Source organism: uncultured Draconibacterium sp., assembly GCF_913060805.1.
In the GTDB taxonomy this organism is placed as follows: domain Bacteria; phylum Bacteroidota; class Bacteroidia; order Bacteroidales; family Prolixibacteraceae; genus Draconibacterium.
This window is the reverse complement of sequence record NZ_CAJXTC010000033.1, coordinates 26,931-46,335: the sequence shown is the minus strand read 5'-3', so window position 1 is coordinate 46,335 and position 19,405 is coordinate 26,931. Positions and strand designations below refer to the sequence as shown.

18 protein-coding genes are annotated in these 19,405 nt (G+C 41.7%); 7 read left to right on the top strand and 11 right to left on the bottom strand.

Annotated features, from left to right (window positions below; genetic code table 11):
- Window positions 1-77 precede the first annotated feature (77 nt).
- Both QZ576_RS17550 and QZ576_RS17545 read left to right on the top strand, forming a co-directional pair.
- Complete coding sequence (locus QZ576_RS17550) at window positions 78-1,343, top strand: sensor histidine kinase KdpD (protein ID WP_297099420.1); 1,266 nt, start codon at window positions 78-80, stop codon at window positions 1,341-1,343.
- A gap of 2 nt (window positions 1,344-1,345) precedes the next feature.
- Window positions 1,346-2,038, top strand: coding sequence for a response regulator transcription factor (locus QZ576_RS17545; RefSeq protein WP_297099418.1), 693 nt, complete (start codon window positions 1,346-1,348; stop codon window positions 2,036-2,038).
- A 56-nt stretch (window positions 2,039-2,094) separates the two neighbouring features.
- Here QZ576_RS17545 and QZ576_RS17540 read toward each other — a convergent pair whose 3' ends face one another.
- The 4 genes from QZ576_RS17540 to QZ576_RS17525 all read right to left on the bottom strand — a co-directional run bounded on the left by QZ576_RS17540 (window position 2,095) and on the right by QZ576_RS17525 (window position 5,735).
- Window positions 2,095-2,400, bottom strand: a complete 306-nt coding sequence (locus tag QZ576_RS17540; RefSeq protein ID WP_297099416.1) for a hypothetical protein — start codon at window positions 2,398-2,400, stop codon at window positions 2,095-2,097.
- Window positions 2,401-2,588: 188 nt separating this feature from the next.
- Complete coding sequence (locus tag QZ576_RS17535) at window positions 2,589-3,983, bottom strand: aspartate ammonia-lyase (RefSeq protein ID WP_297099415.1); 1,395 nt, start codon at window positions 3,981-3,983, stop codon at window positions 2,589-2,591.
- A gap of 71 nt (window positions 3,984-4,054) precedes the next feature.
- Window positions 4,055-5,455 (bottom strand): [FeFe] hydrogenase H-cluster radical SAM maturase HydG, encoded by a 1,401-nt coding sequence (gene hydG / locus QZ576_RS17530; RefSeq protein ID WP_297099413.1) that lies wholly within the window; start codon window positions 5,453-5,455, stop codon window positions 4,055-4,057.
- A 34-nt stretch (window positions 5,456-5,489) separates the two neighbouring features.
- Entirely contained in the window at window positions 5,490-5,735 is a 246-nt protein-coding gene (locus QZ576_RS17525) for a TM1266 family iron-only hydrogenase system putative regulator (protein WP_297099411.1), read from the bottom strand.
- 323 nt (window positions 5,736-6,058) lie between these two features.
- On the opposite strand from QZ576_RS17525, the gene hydE reads away from it, so the two are divergent.
- Entirely contained in the window at window positions 6,059-7,117 is a 1,059-nt protein-coding gene (hydE, locus tag QZ576_RS17520) for a [FeFe] hydrogenase H-cluster radical SAM maturase HydE (protein ID WP_297099409.1), read from the top strand.
- A 193-nt stretch (window positions 7,118-7,310) separates the two neighbouring features.
- Here the strand turns inward: hydE and QZ576_RS17515 are convergent, their stop codons facing one another.
- The 3 genes from QZ576_RS17515 to QZ576_RS17505 form a co-directional block, all read right to left on the bottom strand.
- Window positions 7,311-8,918 carry a SulP family inorganic anion transporter gene (locus QZ576_RS17515; RefSeq protein ID WP_297099407.1) on the bottom strand — a complete coding sequence of 536 codons (1,608 nt, stop codon included), beginning with the start codon at window positions 8,916-8,918 and terminating at the stop codon, window positions 7,311-7,313.
- Between the two features lie 294 nt (window positions 8,919-9,212).
- A complete protein-coding gene (locus QZ576_RS17510; protein ID WP_297099405.1) occupies window positions 9,213-10,691 on the bottom strand; it encodes an alpha-L-fucosidase in 1,479 nt (492 codons plus the stop codon).
- Between the two features lie 28 nt (window positions 10,692-10,719).
- Window positions 10,720-11,352, bottom strand: a complete 633-nt coding sequence (locus QZ576_RS17505; RefSeq protein ID WP_297099402.1) for a copper homeostasis protein CutC — start codon at window positions 11,350-11,352, stop codon at window positions 10,720-10,722.
- Between the two features lie 153 nt (window positions 11,353-11,505).
- Here QZ576_RS17505 and miaA point away from each other — a divergent pair, with 153 nt between their 5' ends.
- The gene (miaA, locus tag QZ576_RS17500) at window positions 11,506-12,429 is read left to right on the top strand and encodes a tRNA (adenosine(37)-N6)-dimethylallyltransferase MiaA (protein ID WP_297099401.1); all 924 of its coding nucleotides are present in this window, start codon (window positions 11,506-11,508) and stop codon (window positions 12,427-12,429) included.
- Window positions 12,430-12,472: 43 nt separating this feature from the next.
- A complete protein-coding gene (locus QZ576_RS17495) occupies window positions 12,473-12,652 on the top strand; it encodes a hypothetical protein (RefSeq protein ID WP_297099399.1) in 180 nt (59 codons plus the stop codon).
- A 48-nt stretch (window positions 12,653-12,700) separates the two neighbouring features.
- Here QZ576_RS17495 and QZ576_RS17490 read toward each other — a convergent pair whose 3' ends face one another.
- Both QZ576_RS17490 and QZ576_RS17485 read right to left on the bottom strand, forming a co-directional pair.
- Window positions 12,701-14,836, bottom strand: a complete 2,136-nt coding sequence (locus QZ576_RS17490) for a glycoside hydrolase family 97 protein (protein WP_297099397.1) — start codon at window positions 14,834-14,836, stop codon at window positions 12,701-12,703.
- A gap of 184 nt (window positions 14,837-15,020) precedes the next feature.
- Window positions 15,021-15,758, bottom strand: coding sequence for an acyl-ACP thioesterase domain-containing protein (locus tag QZ576_RS17485; RefSeq protein WP_297099395.1), 738 nt, complete (start codon window positions 15,756-15,758; stop codon window positions 15,021-15,023).
- A 157-nt stretch (window positions 15,759-15,915) separates the two neighbouring features.
- On the opposite strand from QZ576_RS17485, the gene map reads away from it, so the two are divergent.
- A complete protein-coding gene (gene map, locus QZ576_RS17480; RefSeq protein ID WP_297099392.1) occupies window positions 15,916-16,695 on the top strand; it encodes a type I methionyl aminopeptidase in 780 nt (259 codons plus the stop codon).
- A 173-nt stretch (window positions 16,696-16,868) separates the two neighbouring features.
- Here map and QZ576_RS17475 read toward each other — a convergent pair whose 3' ends face one another.
- Window positions 16,869-17,405: a hypothetical protein gene (locus QZ576_RS17475; RefSeq protein ID WP_297099390.1), complete on the bottom strand. Its 537-nt coding sequence runs from the start codon at window positions 17,403-17,405 to the stop codon at window positions 16,869-16,871.
- A 436-nt stretch (window positions 17,406-17,841) separates the two neighbouring features.
- Between QZ576_RS17475 and QZ576_RS17470 the strand changes: the two genes are divergently transcribed.
- Window positions 17,842-18,225 (top strand): co-chaperone GroES family protein, encoded by a 384-nt coding sequence (locus QZ576_RS17470; RefSeq protein ID WP_297099388.1) that lies wholly within the window; start codon window positions 17,842-17,844, stop codon window positions 18,223-18,225.
- A 277-nt stretch (window positions 18,226-18,502) separates the two neighbouring features.
- Here the strand turns inward: QZ576_RS17470 and QZ576_RS17465 are convergent, their stop codons facing one another.
- The gene (locus QZ576_RS17465) at window positions 18,503-19,252 is read right to left on the bottom strand and encodes a patatin-like phospholipase family protein (protein ID WP_297099386.1); all 750 of its coding nucleotides are present in this window, start codon (window positions 19,250-19,252) and stop codon (window positions 18,503-18,505) included.
- Window positions 19,253-19,405: the final 153 nt, after the last annotated feature.

Here is a 19,405-nt window from a genome sequence, read left to right as displayed (position 1 = left end):
ATCACCATAAAACAATTGGTTATCAATGTGGTTATGGTAATAAACATTGAATAGTTTAGAAACAGGAAAAATTATACGTGAAAACAGTATTCAGAAAATATACATTTTTGTTGGCATTACTGATTATTCTGGCACTGCTGGCAACGCAAATAAAATGGATTGTTTATTCCATTCGCTTTCAGGACAAGGTTTTTGAGAAAAGTGTGGAACTGGCACTTAGCGAAACCATGACAACACTTACGGCCGATAAGCCATTGTGTAACAAAGTTAAAGCTTGTGTTGAGTGCGATTCTGTTCGCCTGAAAACACAACTAACATCATCCGGTGTTTGGCAAAAAATTCACGATGCCATTCAGAATGAATTAACATCATACGACATCGATCTGGAGTTTGAAATGTACATCCTCGAAAATGATTCGGAAGAGTTGGACGTGCTAAAAGCCGACTACGATAAGGGGCTGTACTACTCGCGTTGTATGGGCGGCATAATGGGACAAACAGGGTATCAGTTGGTGGTGGAATTTCCGTCGCGAACCCGCTTTTTCTTTGCTACAGCCGGTTACATGTTTGTGGGCTCGGTAGTTCTTATTTTGCTGCTCATTCTGTCGTTGCTCTACTTGTTACGCATTTACAACCGCGAGATTCGCATTGCCAAACATACCAAAGAGTTGCTGAATAACGTGAGCCACGAGTTTAAAACACCATTGTCGTCGATTGCTCTGGCATCGAATATGATTCGTAAAAAGCGGTATGGCGAAGATGAGCAAAAATTAACCAGTTATGCCGAGCTGATAAACAAAGAGAACCGCAAACTGCAAAACCTGGTTGAAAGTTTATTGCGACTGGAAGCAGTGGAAAGAAACGAATTTGATTATAACAAAGAAGAAACTTTGGTAGAGGATGTGGTAAAAGAAGCCGCATCAACCTGCGAAATGTTGCTAAACGAAAGATACGGGCGAATTACCTATGATTTTGAAGCCGGTAAAACCCCGGTTTTTATCGATCGCCTGCATTTTGTAAACGTATTCGTTAACTTGCTTTCGAATGCGATAAAATACTCCAAACGCAATCCTAACATCGATATATCTACCCGTGTTGAAAACAATAATCTGGTAATTTGGGTAAAAGATAACGGAATTGGTATTCCTGTTAAATTTCAAAAGTATATTTTTGATAAATATTACAGGGTACCAACGGGCGATGTGCACAACGCCAAAGGTTTTGGAATTGGGCTGGCCTACGTAAAACAAATCGTAGAAGCACATAACGGAACCATTGCTGTTGAAAGCACAAGCGATGAAGGGACTGTTTTTAGGATTCAACTGCCACTAGAAAAATCGTAAAGATGGACGAAAAAAACTTAAACATTATTTTAGTTGAGGACGACCTTAACCTTGGATTTTTGTTGGAGGATTTTTTGAAAAGCCGTGGGGTAGGAGTTACGCTTTATCGCGACGGAGAAGAGGGCTTGGAAGGATTCAAAAAGAAAGGAGATTTCAACTTTTGCATTTTCGATGTAATGCTCCCCAAAATGGATGGCTTTTCGCTGGCCAAAAAGGTGAAAGCTATTGAGCCCGAAATTCCCGTGGTTTTCCTGACGGCACGCGCTATGAAAGAGGATAAAATGAAAGGTTATGATATTGGCGCCGATGATTACATTACCAAACCTTTTGATGAGGATGAGTTGTGGTGTAAAATTGTGGCGATCAGTAAACGCAGCGATTTTATCCAGGAGGAAACTGAAACGGTTTACCAGGTTGGCGCGTACGAATTCGATTATGAAAATCTTTCGCTTAGTTTGGATGGAAATATAAAGCGACTTACAACGCGCGAGGCGGAAGTGTTGCTTATGCTTTGTAAGGAAAAGAAGAATGTGGTTCGGCGCGAGCAGATATTGACTGCCATTTGGGGCGAGAACGACTATTTTGCCGGACGAAGCCTTGATGTATTCATTTCGAAACTAAGAAAGTATTTCTCCGGGGACCCTTCGATTTCAATCGTAAATGTGGTGAAAGTGGGTTACATTTTGCATTGCTAAATAAAAAAAGTCGCTCATTTGTTAATGAACGACTTTCCTTTATGAGTGGTAATCAATTATGACTTACCTGATTTTTCGCCACCACAAGTTTTGCTGCAGTCACTTTTCTTTTCTGCTGATTTCTCACCTGAGCATCCGTCAGCTTTTGCTGCTGATTTAGCTTTTGCATCAGTTCCTGAACATCCGTCAGCTTTAGCTTCAGACTTTGTGGCTTTCTTGCTCGCTTCTTTTTCTTTCTCTACTTTATCTGCGTTGTCTACAATCTGAACGATCTCATCGTTGGTAACAACTGTTGCTTCAGTCATTGCTAATGATACTCCGTAAACTGCAACAAACGCTAATAGAAATAATACTTTTTTCATGATTTACAATTTTAGTTATTAAAGAAATTTTTTGTTTCTATCTTTATTTAGACTCAATATTAATAACTAATATGATTAAAAGCAAGCAGAGAATGAGATAAATCAGTCTTTTATTGATTGGTGATTTGTAATTGACAGAAAAACAGTCAGTTGTGTGCGTGTTAATGTGTTGTTAAAAATGTTAAGAGTTAGTTGCCCAACCTGCAAACTGCTTCCGGTGTAATCAACTGATCGAACTCATCGGCAGTTAAATACCCTGATTTTAAGGCTGCTTTCTTAATAGAAAGCCCATCATTTTCAACCAATTTTATGATCTCCGAACTGCGCTCGTAACCAATAGCAGGAACCAGTGCCGTTATGGTAGCGGTTGAGTTGTTTACGTGCATTCTACACACATCTTCGTTAGCGGTTATGCACGACACACATCTTTCATTGAATAACTTACTTGCATTTTTTAGCAAATCGATCGACTCCAGAAAACTGTGCGCAATTAGCGGCATAAACTGGTTAAGCTCGAGATTCCCGGCACTGCAGGCTTGTGCTATAATCTGATCGTTGCCCATAACTTTTATGGCTGCCTGTGCTACAGCCTCCGGAATAACCGGATTTACTTTTCCCGGCATAATCGATGAGCCGGCTTGAAGTTGCGGGAGGTTTATTTCTCCAAATCCGGCATGGGGACCGCTCGATAGTAACCGAAGGTCGTTACTGATTTTAAGTAAATTAACAGCACATGCTTTTAGTATACCAGAAACTTCAACAAATACATCGACGTTTTGTGTGCCGTCAATCAGGTTTTCGCTGCGTGCCAAGCCAATGTTAGTGTTTTCTCGGAGTTTGTCAACCACCCGAAAAATAAATTGTTTTGGCGCTCCCAAACCGGTCCCGATTGCCGTGCCCCCCAGATTTACCACGCGCAATCGTTCTTCGCATTTATAAATGCGCCATCTGTCGCGGTTCAATGCTTCGGCATAAGCGCTCATTTCTCTCCCTAATGTTGTAAGAACAGCATCCTGTAACTGTGTTCGCCCGATTTTAACGATATGTGCAAATTCCTTTTCTTTTTGCTGAAAAGCCTCCTGCAGGTTCAGCACATTTTGTTCCAGCTGACGTAACAGACGAATAGCAGCAACTTTAAGAGCAGTGGGGTAAGTGTCGTTGGTACTTTGGTGAAGGTTGATGTCATCAAGCGGAGAAACAACAGCGTAATCGCCCAATTCTTTTCCAAGAATTTGAAGTGCACGATTGGCCAGCACTTCGTTCACATTCATATTGGTAGAAGTTCCTGCTCCACCCTGCATTGCATCTACTAAAATGTACTCATTCAGTAAACCCTGACTCATTTCAAAAGCTGCCTTTTCAATTGCCTCTGTTTTTGTTTTATCTTCCCAGAAGCAGAGTGTATTATTGGTTTGTGCACAGGCCAGTTTTACTTCGCCGTAAGCTTTAATCAACTCCGGATGCACCCGCTGCCCCGAGATAGGGAAATTCTCTACCGCACGAGCTGTATGGATTCCCCAAAGCGCATCGGCAGGGATTTGTTTCTTTCCAATAAAGTCACTTTCTTCTCTTGTGTTGACCATGATTTGCTTGATTATCGGATTACATGATTTTGTTGTTGCTCGTCGCTTAACGCTCGTTGCTCGTCGCTGTTTTAACAATAAACATCATCGCGTCCGGCTTTAACCCGGTTAACCAGTTTTTCGGCGCGTTGTTTTGCAATTCCGCTCATTCCTGCAATGGTTTCGCGAATTAACTCGTCGCCAATTTCGCGGGTTTCCGGTGATGCATAGTTTTGCAGATATTCTTTAAACGAACTGAGTCCGTTTGGTGCACAATGCAAGCGGATGTCGCCGGGTTTTGCAAGATCCATAAAATCCTGACCGGTTCTTCCCATACGATAACAAGCTGTGCAGAAAGACGGAATGTAACCCATTGATGCCACATCGCGAATCACTTCATCCAAAGGACGGTGATCGCCCAAACTAAACTGGCTTGATGGATCATCTTCTGAAGTTTCGCCATAACCACCCGGATTCGTTTTGCTTCCCGCCGAAATTTGGCTAACGCCCAACGCAAAAGTATCGCGGCGCATTTTGGCTGTTTCGCGGGTCGACATGATAATGCCGGTGTACGGCACTGCCAATCGTAAAATAGCTACCATTTTCCTGAAATCGATATCTGAAACCGGGAACGGCGGGTGCGATGCCATGTCGCTATTGGTTGCAGGTTCCATTCGCGGAACACTAATTGTGTGCGGTCCAACGCCAAATTTATCTTCCAGCTCAAAAATATGTTGCATTGTGGCCAGCAATTCAAAACGATAGTCGAACAACCCAAGCAATACGCCAATACCCACGTCGTCGATTCCAGCTTCCATGGCTCTGTGTAATGCCCAGGTGCGCCAGTTGTAATCGCGTTTTTTCCCGCCTACATGTACTTTTTTATACGTTTCGCGATGGTAGGTTTCCTGAAAAATCTGGTAGGTTCCGATATTCGCTTCTTTAGCCTGCTTAAATTCTTCAACCGTAAGCGGAGCAACATTTATATTTACACGTCGAATTTCGCCATGTTCGTTTTTAACGCTGTACACTGTTTTTATGGAGTCGAGCACATACTGAAAACCATCTTTGTCAGGATAAGATTCTCCGGCCACCAGCAAAACTCTTTTGTGCCCTTGATTGATGAGTATTTCAACTTCTTTTGCAATCTCTTCCTGTGACAAAGCATGACGTACAATTCCTTTATTACTTGCGCGGAATGCACAATACAAACATTCGTTTTTACACAAATTCGAAACGTATAGCGGCGCAAACAACACCAGTCTTTTCCCGTAAATTGTTTCTTTTACGGTGTTTGCCGTGTTAAACAATTCGGCCATCATTTCCGGATTGTTAATGGCGGTAAGAAGTGCCACATCATTCAGGTTCAAACCCTTCATTTCAGCAGCTTTTGCCAGTACTTCTTTTATTTGTGCCGGTTCGGGATTTTTGTTTTGCTCAAGTGCTTCCCAAATTTTGGCTTCGTTGATAAAATCGGCAGGTACGTTGTACATATTTTATTGCGTTAAAAGATCGGTTTTTATTCTACTATTTTTTTGCAAGACCAGATTTTACAGATACGCCCGGTATGTTTCCCAGTGTTCCGGTTAATTTGCCCAACTCGTCGGTTGTGGCATCAATTACCAGTGTGATAACTGAATAATTTTCTTTTGCGTTGGGTAGGCCGGTGCGCGCCAGAATAAGTTCAGAGTACTGGCTCAGAACCTGGTTTACGCTGCCCGAAGATTTCTCGCGGTTTTCGATTATTATTCCCACAAAACCCAGTCGTTTCATACATAAAAGTTAGAAGTCGGTTGTTGGAAGACCGAAGTTTTTTCAGTCAACAAACATCAACTTGGTTTTACAAAAAATTCTACGGGAAATACAGGGAAAGCAGATAATTGATTAATCCTTCATCTTTTATATTCCTCCCTAAAGTCAGCCGTAGCCTTCCCGCAGGATTATGCTACAAAAGTAAATTTAATTTCAATTTCCGAACATGAGAAATGTTGTAAAGTGCGAATGTTATGCAACCTAGTTCTAAAACATAACATACCATTTCGTTCTTGAGCTTTATTGCACAGAAAAGCATATTTTTGTGGCACAAAATGCTTGATTTGGATAAACAGGAAATCATACAATTACTAAAAACCACAGGTGATGAGCGAACTGCGTTGTTACAACGTGCGCAGGAGGTGAAGGTAAAAGAAACCGGGAATAAAGTTTATTTCCGTGGATTGGTGGAATTCTCGAATATCTGTGCCAAAGACTGTTTGTATTGTGGCATTCGGAAAGGAAACGACAAAGTTATTCGTTACGATGTAAGCGATGACGAGATTTTGGAGTCGTGCCGATTTGCCTGGGAGAATCGTTTTGCATCGGTGGTGTTACAATCGGGCGAATTATCGTCGCCGGCATTTGTAAAGCGGGTAGATGGTTTGCTTAAAAAGATAAAGCAGATTTCGAATGGTGAATTAGGAATTACGCTCAGTTGTGGAGAGCAAACTCTGGAAACCTATCGTCGCTGGTTCGAGAGTGGGGCGCATCGTTATTTATTGCGTATCGAATCATCAACACGCGAGCTTTATTACAAAATTCATCCTGAAAATGATACGCATTCGTTTGAACGGAGAATTGAAGCACTGGGCAGCTTAAAAACTGCCGGTTACCAGGTTGGAACCGGAGTGATGATTGGATTGCCTTTTCAAACCTACGAACACCTTGCCGACGATCTTTTGTTTTTCAAAAAGTTGGATATTGACATGTGCGGAATGGGACCATATCTCGAGCATGAAGACACGCCGTTATATCAATATCGCCACTTGCTAAAAACAAAGCAGGAACGTTTTGATCTGGCACTTAATATGATTGCCGTTTTGCGTTTGTTAATGCCGGATATTAATATTGCAGCTGCTACAGCGTTGCAGGCCATTGATCCTGCCGGACGTGAAAAAGCACTTGCCATTGGTGCCAATGTAATTATGCCCAACTTAACGCCAACCTCGTACAGAGAAGAGTATCAACTTTACGAAAATAAACCCTGTTTGGATGAGGATGCCGAGTTGTGTCGCAATTGTTTGGAAGCCCGAATTCATATGTCCGGTTCCGAAATTGGATATGGCGAGTGGGGCGACTCGAAACATTTTCAAGAAAGAAAGAAAATGGAACGCAGATAATGCTGATTTAGCAGAATTTCGCTGAAGATTTTTAGAAAAATATCTGCGAGCATCAGAAAAATCTGCGTCGTCAGTGTTCTAGATCCTACAACAAAAAAGCAGCCTAAAACTGAAAGATGAACATTGTTATTGTTTCAGGCTGCTTTAAAGCTATTCCGTAAAAGCTTTTCAGTATTTAAAGACAAGAGTTGGATTAAGTGGTTGCATTTTTATTCAATTTCGCCTGCAACTTCATTAAGGTGTTGTAGTGGTCGATGGCCACAAAATAGTTTGGATCTTCCACCACATTCACATCGCAAATGGCTTCCGCTTTTTTCACCAGTTTAATACAGTCTTTGCTTAAGTGACGCAGGTGAATTGTTTTGCCGGCTTTTTGGTAACGCTCGGCCAGTTTGTTAATCGCTTCAATGGCCGACTGATCCGCAATACGTGACTCTTTGAAGTCAACGATCACTTCATTCGGGTCGTTTTGCACATCGAATTTACTTTGGAAAAGTGCAGTGGATCCAAAAAACAGTGGACCAAAAATCTCGTAGTGTTTAATGCCATGTTCGTCAACACTTTTACGTGCACGAATACGCTTGGCGTTTTCCCATGAAAATACCAGTGCCGAAACCACAACACCTGCCAAAACTGCAATTGCCAAATCGAAAACCACAGTGAGTCCGGTAACCAGGATAATCACGATAAGATCGGAAACCGGAATTTTATTGATGATTTTGAAAGTACTCCAGGCGAAGGTGCCGATTACCACCATAAACATTACGCCAACCAACGCTGCAATCGGAATCATTTCGATGTAGGTTGAGGCAAACAAAATAAAAACAAGCAACATTACAGCTGCAACAATTCCCGATAAGCGACCGCGACCACCCGATTTTATATTGATAATACTTTGTCCGATCATGGCACAACCGCCCATTCCTCCAAAAAATCCGTTCACGATATTTGCTAATCCCTGCGCTGCAGCTTCGCGGTTTCCACTACCTCGGGTTTCGGTTAGCTCGTCAACCAGGTTCAGTGTCATTAACGATTCAATTAAACCAACAGCTGCAAGTATCAGTGCAAATGGGAAGATCAATTTTAAGGTTTCAAGATTGAAAGGAATGACAGGCACATCAAAGGTTGGAAGGCCGGCTTTAATGCTGTCGCCACCGCCACTTTGGATAAAACTACGTACTGTTTCCGTTTCGATGTTTCCGAAAATTACAACGGCCGTAACCACCAAAATTCCAACCAGCGCGGCTGGTATTGCTTTACTCAATTTTGGCAGAAAATACATGATTGCCATAGTCAGAACTACCAAGCCAAGCATCATGTATAACGGCGTTCCGCTTAACCATTCGCCACCGTTTTTAAACATATTCAGCTGCGAAAGGAAAATAACGATAGCCAATCCGTTTACAAAGCCCATCATTACCGAATGTGGCACCAGACGAATAAACTTACCGAGTTTGAAAAAGCCAAAAAGTGCCTGTATTGTTCCGGCCAAAATGAGAGTGGCAAACAGGTACTGCAAACCTTGTCCGTCGCCCATGGCGTTACCTTGTTGCACCAGGCTAACCATTACAACGGCCATTGCTCCTGTTGCTCCGGATATCATTCCGGGGCGGCCTCCAAAAATTGAGGTGATCAGTCCCATCATAAACGCACCGTACAAACCAACAATTGGCGACACGCCTGCAACAAAACTAAAAGCCACCGCTTCGGGTACCAGTGCCAATGCCACGGTTAATCCCGAAAGGATATCGTCTTTTATGCTTCCCTGCTTCTTATCTATAAATTTAAATTCAAACTTCATTCGTGCTACTATTTTCTGTTGTGGAAAAACCCGGAAGGTGGGAGACCCCAGCTCCGTAGCTGGTTGGAGGAGATGTCTCTGCATGCTCCTGAAGTCTCGTCCCGGGGGATTATTAATAAAAATTCAAAAAGACTATTCGTTTAATTGTTTGTACAATTAAAGCGCGCGAAAATAGAGCAAATTTTTAGAAAGTATATTGTAGAGCATGTTCGGGAAGGGATTGTTAATGTTGGGGTAAGATGATGAAGGAGAAATAAAAAAGGAGGCGTTTCGAATACGCCTCCTTTCTTGATGCTATTGAATAGCCGATATTTTAACCGCCCATGCTAAATCGCAAGGCAGGTTTTTTCTGATGCTGGCGGGGATAGTAACTTTCACCCCTTCGTCGGTGTTTTGCCATTTTAGGTTGCCTTTGGCACCCAGCAGCGTAAGTTTGGCATTTTTAGCCGCCTTAATTCCTTTAACGGTAAACGATGCAGGTAGTCCGCTACCGTCTTCTTGTTCCAGATAAAGTGCATAAACTGCTTTTGTATCTTTTTGCTGGCTCAAACAAATATTGTCGGTTTTGAATGGGGCAATTGCACGAGTTGAGTAGATAGCCTCACCGTTTACATCGATCCAGTCGCCCATTGCAGCTAATAGTTCGTAGGCACCTTCGGGCCATCTTCCATCGGGTCCGGGAGCAATGTTGTACAGTAAGTTTCCTCCTTTTGCCACAATATCAATCAGCATATGAATCGCTTCTTTTGGCGTCATAAAAGTAGCGTTTGGCGACCACGACCAGCCACCGCCTGCTATAATGCAGCTTTCCCATGGGTATGGCAATTGCGATTCCGGCACTTTATTTTCCGGTGTCAGGTAGTTTTGGTTAGGACCTTCTACTGCACGGTCAACCACAATTAATCCGGGTTGTTTTTCGCGCGCTTTGGCAGCCAATTCATCCATTTTTATGTCCTGATCGATTACGCGGTTTTTAATAAAACCACTTGGAGCTTCGGCATGACGACCTTTGTAATATGCTTCCAGCGCTTCATCCGATTGTTTACACACCCAGCCACCATCTAACCAAAGGATATCGATTTTTCCGTAATCGCTCATCAACTCCATAATCTGGTTGTGGGTGAAGTTCACAAACTTGTCCCATTTGTCAGGATAAAGTCTTGGATCGTAGTTTACGTTTCTGTCGAGTGGCGGGAATTTTGGATCCCAGTAATACGGGCTGTTCCAGTCGGGTTTCGAGAAATAGGCACCTGCCCATAATCCTTCGTTACGGAACGCATCAAAAATTTCTTTGGTTACGTTCGCTTTTGGATTTGAGCTAAATGGCGACTCGGGACTGGTAATTTTGTAATCGGTGTATTTCGAGTCGAACATACAAAATCCGTCGTGGTGTTTTGTGGTAAATACCACGTATTTCATTCCTGCATCGGCTGCTGCTTTTGCCCAATCATCAGGATTAAAACCGGTAGGATTGAATGACAACTTCAGGTTTTCGTATTCCTTTTTGTAGGTAAAATAATCGTCGGGATTACTGCCTTTTTTACGTTCGCACCAACCATAATCTTCAGGGCAAATCGACCACGATTCCACAACTCCCCACTGGCTGTAAGCACCCCAGTGCATAAGCAATCCAAATTTTAAATCCTGCCAGTCTTCCAGCTTATCCAACACTGCCTGGTCGGTTGGCCACACGTAGTCTGTAATTTCATGTTCTAACTGCGCATTTACCATAAATGCCAGAAAAACCGGTATCAACACCATTAGTTTTTTCATCGTAGTAGTTATTTGATTTCTATTATAATTATTCTTCAGAAGTAAGATCGCCAACAATTTTGCGACCATGTAACTCGGTGGTTCCTGTAATTTGCTGAATTTCGCTGACGTTTTCAACGGTTACTTTTCCGGCAACCAGGATGATGATTTTTTCTTCTGCTTCGGCAATCATTTTGCGGATCACTTCCTGTCCTTCAAGTGCTGTTGCTTTTCCGCCCGAGCTAAGAATTCGTTTAATATTCGGAATGGTTTTTAAAACGCGGACGCCCTCAACCGGATCTTCCATTTCGTCAATTGCCTTATGGAAAGTAACCGGAAGTGGCTCAGCATATTTGGCCAGCAAGCGTGTATTTGCTTCATCGATTTTATTGTCGGGCGTTAACAAGCCAAAAACAACACCGGCAGCACCGGCTTCTTTTGCCTGATCGATGGCCGCTTTCATTGCTTCAACTTCATGGGCCGAATGCACAAAATTGCCACCACGCGGACGAGCCATTACCATTACCGGAATCTCCAGTTCTGAACAGGCTTTCTTCATCATCTCAAAATTCGGAGTTAAACCATCATTTGCCAGATCGGAACACAACTCAATTCGGTTTGCTCCTTTGGCTTGTGCCACTTTGGCTTCTAAAAACGATTCAACACATGCTTCCTTAATCATCCGCTTACTTTTTGGTATGAAATGGCTTCAAAGTTACAGCAATTTGATAATAATTTATAAAAAGAAAAACTATTTATTAAAAAATTTAAAAAGTAGTTAATGAATGGATAAGCCACTTATATTTTGTTATTTTGTAGCTAAAACTACGGAATTTTGAAAACCAATTTAGTAACGATACTTGGCCCAACAGCAACCGGGAAAACCGGATTGGCTGCACATTTGGCCGCACAGTTAAACGGAGAAGTTATTTCGGCCGACTCGCGGCAGGTGTACCGCGGAATGGATTTGGGAACCGGTAAAGATTACGAGGATTATTTTGTGGATGGCGAGGAAGTGCCATCGCATTTGGTAGATATCGAGGATGCCGGTGCGCATTACAATGTTTATCGTTTTCAGACTGATTTTATTGAGGTTTTTAATGAGATTCAATCGCGAGGCAAATTTCCGGTGTTGTGTGGAGGAAGTGGTTTATACCTTGAGGCGGTGTTACGAAACTACCGTTTAATTGAGGTGCCGCCGAATAAAGAATTGCGTAAAGAATTAGAAGGAAAATCGCTGGAGGAACTCACCGAAATTCTAAAAGAGCTTAAACCGGAATTACACAACGAAACTGATGTGGAAACCGACCGACGTGCGATTCGGGCCATAGAAATAGAATATTATTATCGTGAACATCCGCAGGAAGATTCGGAGATGCCGGATATAAACAGCTTGAATGTGGGAATTGATTTCGATCGCGAAATGCGCCGCCAGCGAATTACTACCCGTTTAAAGCAGCGTTTGGATGAGGGAATGTTAGACGAGGTGCAAAAGTTACTCGATTCAGGATTAACACCCGAACAGTTGATTTACTACGGATTGGAATATAAATTTCTGACGCTGCATTTAATTGGCGAGTTGAGTTTTAATGAAATGTTCAGCAAACTGGAAATTGCCATTCATCAGTTTGCAAAGCGTCAGATGACCTGGTTCAGGGGAATGGAAAAGCGGGGAACAAAAATTTATTGGATAAATGGCCATTTGCCAATGGAAGAAAAAGTTGGTGAGATTTTGAAACTGTTACAAAATCCTTCGTAAAAAGGAAAAAATAACAATCAATAATCATTTAAACCGAACTATCATGGCTGAATCAAATTGTGCAGATTGTACACTGCGCGCCAAGTACGATGAAAAACCGAAATCGTTTGCCGGCCGCTTTTGGCGTTGGCACATTAACTGGTGTCCGGGCTGGAAAGGGTATATGAAGTCATTGGATGACGCCGAGCGTGCCGAAATAAAGCAGCAGTACCACTTGAGATAGAAGAGAGTCAGGATTTCACTCTGAGTGAGATCCTGACTTGCTTTTTACTTATAACTTCTTCAATCCTTTCAATTCTTCTTTATTACAAGCAGGAATTATGCTAATTGCATAACCGCCACCAGGAACACATTGTTGTTTTAGCTCCGATTTGCTTGAAACCACATATTTTTTGATTTCATAAGCTTGTGGATTGGTTTTCCAATCGGCATCTTTTGCATCGGCATAAACCGTTGCAATGTATTTCTGATCCGGATTCAGAAAATCGAAACTGATTTCCGAAGTTCGGGTTTCTTCATCGTTTGTACGACCTACAAACCAGTTCTCGCTGCCTTTTTCTTTTCTGGCGTAAGTAATGTAATCGCCCGGTTCTGCTTCCAAAACCAACGACTTGTCCCAGTCAAGCGCCACATCTTTTATGAACTGGAAAGCGTCCATGTATTTCTCGTAAGTAGTTGGCAGGTCGGCAGCCATTTGCAGCGGGCTGTACATGGTTACATACAAAGCCAACTGGCGTGCAATGGTTGTACGAACCTGCGAATTATTATTGGGATTGTATGCGCTAACATGCGTTTCGAAAATACCCGGAGTGTAATCCATCGGTCCACCAACCAAACGAGTAAACGGAAGAATGGTTGTGTGATCAACATTATTCCCGCCGAAAGCTTCGTATTCGGTTCCGCGTGCCGATTCGTTTCCGATCAGGTTCGGGTAAGTTCTGCTCAATCCGGTTGGGCGAACAGCTTCGTGCGCGTTCACCATAATTTTGTAATCAGCTGCTTTTTTTACAGCGTATAAATAGTGGTTAACCATCCATTGTCCGTAGTGGTATTCGCCACGCGGAATAATATCGCCCACATAACCACTTTTAACCGAGTTATAGTTGTTGTCGGCCATAAACTGGTAAGCAGTATCCAAATGACGCTCGTAGTTACGCACCGAGCTCGAAGTTTCGTGGTGCATCATCAGGTGTACATTTTTACTTTTGGCGTAGTCGCGCAGTTCGGCAACATCAAAATCGGGGTAGGGCGTTACAAAGTCGAAAACATAGTCTTTTGATTTGTTGAACCAGTCTTCCCAGCCTTCGTTCCAACCTTCTACCAAAACAGCATCCAAACCATTTTCTGCAGCAAAATCAATGTATTTTTTTACCTCTTCGGTGTTGGCAGCATGAATTCCGTTCGGAGTAGTTTTTGAATAATCGGTTTCACCCAGTTTTACACTTGGCACATTGGTGTATGCCCACGAACTTTTTCCGGTAATCATTTCCCACCAAACGCCAACATATTTAACCGGCTTAATCCAATCTGTGTTTTCATAAGCACACGGCTCGTTCAAATTAAGCGTGATATTCGAAAGCAAAATGTCGCCTGCCTTTTTACCGGCAATTACGGTACGCCAAGGAGTAGTACAAGGTGCCTGCATGTAGGCCATATTTCCTTGTGCATCGGGTGTTAGAACCGATTTAAAAATCATGTTTTTATCATCGAGCTCGAGGTGCATGCACGAGTAATCTATCAATGCAGCTTCGTGCAGGTTGATGTAGTAACCGTCGTCGGTTTTCATCATTAAAGCGGTTTGTACAGCTGTTGCCGAAATTGGTGTTTGAGATGTATTTGGCGTAATGGCTTTGTCCATCAATCCGCGAATTTCCGACAATTTCGATTTGGTGTAATCGTATTCCTGCGTGTCGTAATCACCCGGAATCCAGAATGCAGTGTGGTCGCCGTCCATGGCAAACTCGCTGCGTTCGTTTTTCACCACAAAATAAATCAGATTGTCTTGCTCCGGAAATTCATAACGAAAACCCAATCCGTCGTTAAAAACACGGAAACGGATGATCATTTTTCGGTTGGTGGCCGATTGGTTTAAGGTAACTGCCAGCTCTTTGTAATGATTGCGAATTTCGCTTTGCTCGCCCCAAACCGGTTTCCAGGTTTCGTCGAAAGTGGAAGTTTTACTGTCGGCAATGGTAAAACCGCTTAACAGAGGTTCAGCATCTTTTAATTCGAGGCCAAGATTGCTGGGTTTGATAATTGTTTTGTCTTCGAGTTGAAGTTGATAAACCGGCGTTCCATCCGATAAATCGAAGGAAAGTTTCATTTTTCCGTTCGGAGAAGTAATTTCTTCAGCCTGGCTAAAGAATGTGCCAACGGCGAGCACAAAAATCAATAGTAATCTCTTCATTTCCTTTTAAGTAATGTAGCCTTAATAAATCTTTAATTATTGGCTTCTGTTAGTATAAATAATTCAAAATAAGCTGCTAAAAATCAATGCAAACGTTTGAAATTGCCTGATTTTTTTTTGATCATTTCGTCTTACTTATTCCTAAAAGGAAAAGAGACTTTGATTGTTTAAAAGAACTGTTTCTTTAGAACGCCTGATTCCGCGGGCTCCAAACGAGTCGGGCGCGAATCAGATCGGCTCCGTCGCTTTCGCGAACTACACTACAAATATGATTATTTTTATCCAGTATTTGCTTCTTAATTCCCAGTCGGTCGTTTTGTGTGCCTTCTTTTACAAAATTCACCTCAAATTCGATGAGTTCATTCGTTTCGTGGAATTCAAAATCGTAACTGTCGATAATACGTTCAAGGTAGCGACCGCTGTTAAAATGCTGGTTAACGTCGATCTCATTAAAAAGTACAGGAGTAAAAACCACTTCATCTTCCGATTTCACCGGCTTAACTTTTCCGGCATTCATTTCCAAAACCCGTTCGTCGTGTAACGGAATGGAACCCAGTTCGAGTTTTACAATACGTTTGGTTTCCTGGTTAAGTACAAGCCAGCTGGTAGTTGCTTTTATAATACTTTCTCCGTTGGCATCGATAAAATGAATATCGCGAAGTGCCAGCAGTCCGTCAATTCCGGCGGGCCAGGTTTCAACCGTAAATTTTTCGCCCCATTCCGGACGGCGTTTTATCTTCACCAACAGGCGCGATAACACCCAAAACTGTTTTTCCTTTTGAAGATTATCGAATCCGAAACCTAATTTTTCGGCATGTTCCCAGGCAATGTCCTGAATTTGCCAAAAAAGGAATGAAGTTGAAAGTTGCCCAAAACGGCTAACGAAATATGATTTTGTAGATAATTCCTGTTTGTGTTTCATGCTAAAACGATTTGAAGCTTGAAGGGCGAAGTTGCAAGTCGACTTTCTGTTCGTACTTCCGACTTCGTTCTTTTTGTAAACTTTTTCGCAAATTTATTGTTCGGTTTTTGAAAATCAACAACAAATGTTCAATTTTGCAGCAAAATATAACTGATTTATGGGAAAAATAATAATTAAAACTCCGGAGCAGATCGAAGGCATCAGGCAAAGTGCCCGGCTGGCAGCAAAAACGCTTGATTTTGCTGAGCAGTTTGTAAAAGAGGGAGTAAACACAGAATATATCGACGATAAAGTGGAGGAATTTATTCGTTCCCATGGAGCTGTTCCTGCAACTAAAGGGTATAACGGTTATCCAAAATCGAGTTGTATTTCGTTAAATAATGTGATTTGCCACGGTATTCCTTCAAAACAAACGGTTTTAAAAGAAGGAGATATTCTGAATATTGATATCACCACCATTTTAAATGGCTACTACGGCGACACCTCGCGTATGTTTACGGTGGGAGATGTAAGTCGCGAGGCTGAAGATTTGATTGATATTACCGGTCACTGTCTCGACCTTGGAATTGAGCAGGTAAAACCCGGAAACCGATTCGGAAATATCGGATTTGTTATTCAACGCTACGCAAAAGCGCAAGGTTACAGTGTTGTTTACGAGTTTTGTGGTCACGGTGTTGGTATCGATTTTCATGAGGAGCCGCAGGTAGATCATGCCTCACGAAGAAACTCGGGACCGGAAATGAAACCGGGAATGATTTTTACCATCGAGCCGATGATCAACCAGGGAAAACCAAAAGCGGTAATTGATAAAAACGACGGCTGGACAGCACGAACAATTGATAATAAATTGTCGGCACAGTTTGAACATACAGTACTTGTAACACCAACCGGCTGCGAAGTTTTAACCGATATTCATAATGATTATCCGATAAGCTAGATAGCTCATAAAATAAGTACTGTAATTTCGACGAAGAATGAGGAGAAATCTGTAACAGTATAAATAAAGGCTATAGATTTCTCACTGCGTTCGAAATGACAGATAGAATAAATAAAAAACCGCCGCTCTAATTAAAGAGCAGCGGTTTTTTTATTAAAATGAGTTATTCGTAATTAGATGTTCCATGTTTTTGCATCTGTCATCCATGTTTCCACTTCCAAAGCTGCTTCTGTTTCTTCTTCAACGTCTACTGTTTGAACTCCGAAGTAGTCGGTATTTTGCATCCACTCTTCCACTTCTAATGCGTCTTCAGTTTCTGCTTTAAAGTAGCTTGCCATTCCATCAAAGTAGCTTTCGTTGGTCATCCAGTTTTCTACTTCAAGTGCGTTTTCTGCTTCAGTTGCTACTTCTACTGTTGTAAAGAAATTGTTTTCGGCAAGCATCCAGTTTTCTACGTCTAATGCTTCTTCTGCTTCAACTGCTGCATATTCGGCATAGGCACTCATATCTGTTGTTGATGATGCATCGGCTGATGCTGAGCTAGCTTCAGTGTTATCTGTCATTGCCATGGCTATTTGGCTGAAGCTGTTGTTTTCCATTACGGTTCTCCAAAAGTCCTGTGCATTTACTGTAATGCTGATCAAAACCAAACTAATAATAACCGCCATTGTTTTTGTGATTGCTTTCTGAACATTGTTTGTTGTTTTCATGACTTTTCCTCCTGCTTTTGTTTTCTTGTTTTTGTTGCTTCGACTTTTTTGTTTCTTGTTTTCTCGTTTTCGATATTAAGACGACCAAAAAATTGATTCGTTACAAAAATTTAGAACTTTTTTTAAAAATGTACTGGTTTAAAACCTGAACTTTGTATTGCAAATATAAGGACAAAAAATGGTACTATGCAAAACAAAGTAGTATATTTTTTGAAAATAATTTTGAGAAAAATATGTAAATAGCAGAAAATGAATACTATACGTGTTTTATGGGTTTGTGAAATATTCGAACTATACGTTAAATAAGACGAAAAATAGCGAATGATTATCTGCTAGCACGTTTCAATATTGAAGAAAAAAATTTTTTGAGCGATCAACTTTTTTTACTGCAAATTCGAAAACTTGTATCTTTGTCAACAGAAAAAATGTATTGTTTATGTCGTTAGTAATTGAAGAAAAAGATCTGGAAAAATTTATAATGGTAGGCGACCGTGTTTTGGTAAAACCAAAAAATCCGTCGGGAAAAACCAAGTCGGGATTGTATTTGCCGCCATCGGTTCAGGAGAACGAGAAAGTGCAAAGCGGTTATATTGTAAAAGTAGGACCGGGTTACCCGATTCCGGCAGTGAGCGAAGAAGACGAAGCCTGGAAAGAAAAAAAAGAAGAAGTGAAATATGTTCCGCTGCAAACGCACATTGGCGACCTGGCTATTTATTTAAATAAAAGCGGGCATGAAATCGAGTTTAATAATGAGAAGTACATCATTTTACCACATTCGGCAATACTGATGATCATCAGGGATGAGAACTTGTTTGAATAAGTAATAAGAACTAAATATAGGCTGAGCCGTTTCGGAAGTTCCCGGAGCGGCTTTGTTATTTCAGAACCGGTTCGTTAAATCATGTACATTATTATTCATTCACCTACTTTCCGGCTCATATTTTGCCCCCTAAATCCCCGAAGGGGACTTTTGGCCTATTGATAACAGTTGCGGACGATATTTAAAACTAAGAACTTATTCCTTCCCCTTGGGGAGGTTAGGAGGAGTCAGTTATTCTATCTGCTCTGTTGGAGATGACAGTTCATCTTTTCTGTTTTTATTTCAGAACTTCCAGCGTTTTTTTGTAACCCAGATCGAATAACTCATCGGCGTGTTTTCGTTGGAAAACATCATATTCGTCAATTCCCTTTGGCTCAATATAAAAATCAACCTGTTTTTTTATTTCCTCCAGTTTTTGGTTTACGCTCATATAAACGGTTCGCGTGGCAATTTGTATGAGGTTTTTCATTTTTGCCTTCGGATTAATGGGGCTGATGTTTGATGCAATAACACGCTGGCAATCTTTCCGGATCGGCGCAACAGGGATGTTGTCCATCAATCCGCCATCTACATATAAATACCTGCCCAACTCAACCGGCGCAAAAATAACAGGTATAGATGCCGAGGCCAGCACCGTATCGCCAAGGCTTCCGGAGTTTCGGTATTCAACAGTTCCTTTGTTCAGGTTCGACACACAAACATAAAACGGTGTTTTAAGGTCTTCGATGTTTTTAACCGTGATTTCCTTTTCCAGAATTTCCTTTAAACCATCAAGTTTAAGCAAACCATCAACCGGCAAATGAATTTTGGTATATTGAAAAAACCAGCCGCGTTTAAAATTATCGCGTATCTCTTCGGGCGATTTTCCGGCAGCAATAAAAGCACCAACAATTGCACCGGCACTAACTCCCGAAATTACATCGGGTTGAATACCCAGTTTGTCGAGTGCCGCAATAACGCCCAAATGGGCAAAGCCACGTGTGCCGCCACCACTTAAAACCAGACCGTTTTCGTATTTCTTTGTCATACCTCTCAAAGGTAGAAAATCAATTGAAATGGTGTTAATAAAAAGAGATTTCAAATCCTTCGCTCGCTATTTATTTTGGAAAAGAAAATTTCGGGGGTATTTTTACTGACGTAGCAAAGCATGTTTCCATGCTGTAATCATGTTACTATTATA

What these genes read in the sequence shown, in the direction of transcription:
- QZ576_RS17495 (WP_297099399.1), top strand. Translation starts at nt 12,473, where the DNA reads ATGGCTGAATCAAATTGTGCAGATTGTACACTGCGCGCCAAGTACGAT.
- QZ576_RS17525 (WP_297099411.1), bottom strand. Translation starts at nt 5,735, where the DNA reads ATGAAACGACTGGGTTTTGTGGGAATAATAATCGAAAACCGCGAGAAA.
- map (WP_297099392.1), top strand. Translation starts at nt 15,916, where the DNA reads ATGGGAAAAATAATAATTAAAACTCCGGAGCAGATCGAAGGCATCAGG.
- hydG (WP_297099413.1), bottom strand. Translation starts at nt 5,455, where the DNA reads ATGTACAACGTACCTGCCGATTTTATCAACGAAGCCAAAATTTGGGAA.
- QZ576_RS17475 (WP_297099390.1), bottom strand. Translation starts at nt 17,405, where the DNA reads ATGAAAACAACAAACAATGTTCAGAAAGCAATCACAAAAACAATGGCG.
- QZ576_RS17545 (WP_297099418.1), top strand. Translation starts at nt 1,346, where the DNA reads ATGGACGAAAAAAACTTAAACATTATTTTAGTTGAGGACGACCTTAAC.
- QZ576_RS17510 (WP_297099405.1), bottom strand. Translation starts at nt 10,691, where the DNA reads ATGAAAAAACTAATGGTGTTGATACCGGTTTTTCTGGCATTTATGGTA.
- QZ576_RS17515 (WP_297099407.1), bottom strand. Translation starts at nt 8,918, where the DNA reads ATGAAGTTTGAATTTAAATTTATAGATAAGAAGCAGGGAAGCATAAAA.
- QZ576_RS17540 (WP_297099416.1), bottom strand. Translation starts at nt 2,400, where the DNA reads ATGAAAAAAGTATTATTTCTATTAGCGTTTGTTGCAGTTTACGGAGTA.
- QZ576_RS17465 (WP_297099386.1), bottom strand. Translation starts at nt 19,252, where the DNA reads ATGACAAAGAAATACGAAAACGGTCTGGTTTTAAGTGGTGGCGGCACA.
- QZ576_RS17535 (WP_297099415.1), bottom strand. Translation starts at nt 3,983, where the DNA reads ATGGTCAACACAAGAGAAGAAAGTGACTTTATTGGAAAGAAACAAATC.
- QZ576_RS17485 (WP_297099395.1), bottom strand. Translation starts at nt 15,758, where the DNA reads ATGAAACACAAACAGGAATTATCTACAAAATCATATTTCGTTAGCCGT.
- QZ576_RS17470 (WP_297099388.1), top strand. Translation starts at nt 17,842, where the DNA reads ATGTCGTTAGTAATTGAAGAAAAAGATCTGGAAAAATTTATAATGGTA.
- QZ576_RS17490 (WP_297099397.1), bottom strand. Translation starts at nt 14,836, where the DNA reads ATGAAGAGATTACTATTGATTTTTGTGCTCGCCGTTGGCACATTCTTT.
- QZ576_RS17505 (WP_297099402.1), bottom strand. Translation starts at nt 11,352, where the DNA reads ATGATTAAGGAAGCATGTGTTGAATCGTTTTTAGAAGCCAAAGTGGCA.